The following is a 2,500-nucleotide window of genomic DNA, read 5'->3' as shown; positions in this document are numbered from 1 at the left end:
GGATGACTTGTGGCTAGGGGTGAAAGGCCAATCAAACTCGGAGATAGCTGGTTCTCCGCGAAATCTATTTAGGTAGAGCGTCGACCGAATACCCCAGGGGGTAGAGCACTGGATGGGCTATGGGGACTCACCGTCTTACTGATCCTAACCAAACTCCGAATACCTGGGAGTACTAGTCGGCAGACACACGGCGGGTGCTAACGTCCGTCGTGAAAAGGGCAACAACCCTGACCTCCAGCTAAGGTCCCCAAGTCATGGCTAAGTGGGAAAGGATGTGAGGATCCCAAAACAACCAGGATGTTGGCTTAGAAGCAGCCATCATTTAAAGAAAGCGTAACAGCTCACTGGTCTAAATAAGGGTCTTTGCGCCGAAAATGTAACGGGGCTAAAGCCATGCACCGAAGCTGAGGATTGGACGCAAGTCCAGTGGTAGCGGAGCGTTCCGTAAGCCTGTGAAGGGAGACCCGTGAGGGCTCCTGGAGGTATCGGAAGTGCGAATGTTGACATGAGTAACGATAAAGAGGGTGAGAGACCCTCTCGCCGAAAGACCAAGGGTTCCTGCTTAAAGTTAATCTGAGCAGGGTTAGCCGGCCCCTAAGGCGAGGCGGAAACGCGTAGTCGATGGGAACCACGTTAATATTCGTGGGCCTGGTGGTAGTGACGGATTGCGTAACTTGTTCAGACTTATTGGATTGTCTGGGCGGGGAAGCGGTTCCAGGAAATAGCTCCACCGTATAGACCGTACCCGAAACCGACACAGGTGGTCAGGTAGAGTATACCAAGGCGCTTGAGAGAACTCTGCTGAAGGAACTCGGCAAATTGCACGCGTAACTTCGGAAGAAGCGTGACCCCAAGGTACGCAAGTATTTTGGGGTGGCACAGACCAGGGGGTAGCGACTGTTTATCAAAAACACAGGGCTCTGCGAAGTCGCAAGACGACGTATAGGGTCTGACGCCTGCCCGGTGCTGGAAGGTTAAGAGGAGAGGTGCAAGCTTTGAATCGAAGCCCCAGTAAACGGCGGCCGTAACTATAACGGTCCTAAGGTAGCGAAATTCCTTGTCGGGTAAGTTCCGACCTGCACGAATGGCGTAACGACTTCCCCGCTGTCTCCAGCAGAGACTCAGTGAAATTGAATTCCCCGTGAAGATGCGGGGTTCCTGCGGTTAGACGGAAAGACCCCGTGCACCTTTACTATAGCTTTACACTGGCATTCGTGTCGGCATGTGTAGGATAGGTGGTAGGCTTTGAAGCAGGGACGCCAGTTCTTGTGGAGCCATCCTTGAAATACCACCCTTATCGTCATGGATGTCTAACCGCGGCCCGTCATCCGGGTCCGGGACAGTGTATGGTGGGTAGTTTGACTGGGGCGGTCGCCTCCGAAAGAGTAACGGAGGCGCGCGATGGTGGGCTCAGACCGGTCGGAAATCGGTCGTCGAGTGCAATGGCATAAGCCCGCCTGACTGCGAGACTGACAAGTCGAGCAGAGACGAAAGTCGGTCATAGTGATCCGGTGGTCCCGCGTGGAAGGGCCATCGCTCAACGGATAAAAGGTACGCCGGGGATAACAGGCTGATGACCCCCAAGAGTCCATATCGACGGGGTTGTTTGGCACCTCGATGTCGGCTCATCGCATCCTGGGGCTGGAGCAGGTCCCAAGGGTTTGGCTGTTCGCCAATTAAAGCGGTACGTGAGCTGGGTTCAGAACGTCGTGAGACAGTTCGGTCCCTATCTGCCGTGGGTGTAGGAATATTGACAGGATCTGTCCCTAGTACGAGAGGACCGGGATGGACATATCTCTGGTGGACCTGTTGTCGTGCCAACGGCATAGCAGGGTAGCTATATATGGAATGGATAACCGCTGAAGGCATCTAAGCGGGAAACCAACCTGAAAACGAGTATTCCCTTGAGAGCCGTGGAAGACGACCACGTTGATAGGCCGGGTGTGGAAGTGCAGCAATGCATGAAGCTTACCGGTACTAATAGCTCGATTGGCTTGATCGTTCTCATTGTTCATGCTCATCAACCCTCAAAGGGTTGGATGAAGCCAGGACGTGTTCACAAAATAAGACAAACGAGGAAGTCTCCTTCCTCTACCAGCTTCTCATCACATTGCCCTTAGCCGACCTGGTGGTTATGGCGGGGTGGCCGCACCCGTTCCCATTCCGAACACGGCCGTGAAACGCCCCAGCGCCAATGGTACTTCGTCTTAAGACGCGGGAGAGTAGGTCGCTGCCAGGTCTGCTAAGGGCAATGTGAACAGGGTTTTGTCGCAGACAAAATACCGACAACGATCTTCTCGACACAAATTCGGCCCTGCCGAAACCATAGGGCCGCTCAAAGCGGTCCTTTTTGTTTCTAAAACCTCGGATGCGAGGCATTCGAATACAACGGTATTTTGCGTTCCGCAAAAACCGGATGGCGCGGGGTGGAGCAGCCCGGTAGCTCGTCAGGCTCATAACCTGAAGGCCGCAGGTTCAAATCCTGCCCCCGCAACCAAAA

Annotated in this window: 1 tRNA gene and 2 rRNA genes (1 of these 3 cut by a window edge); all 3 read left to right on the top strand. The window is 54.1% G+C overall.

The annotated features are described in order from the left end of the window. A 23S ribosomal RNA gene (locus AC27VQ_RS25735) occupies window positions 1-2,002 on the top strand (it extends 794 nt beyond the left edge of the window). A 122-nt stretch (window positions 2,003-2,124) separates the two neighbouring features. Continuing rightward, window positions 2,125-2,239, top strand: a 5S ribosomal RNA gene (gene rrf / locus AC27VQ_RS25730). A 181-nt stretch (window positions 2,240-2,420) separates the two neighbouring features. Next, a tRNA-Met gene (locus AC27VQ_RS25725) sits at window positions 2,421-2,497 on the top strand. The last annotated feature ends 3 nt before the right edge of the window (window positions 2,498-2,500 follow it).

This window comes from Shinella sp. 20P9.1.1, from assembly GCF_057798995.1.
The sequence above is the reverse complement of the archived record's forward strand: the minus strand, read 5'-3'. Positions and strand labels throughout refer to the sequence as shown.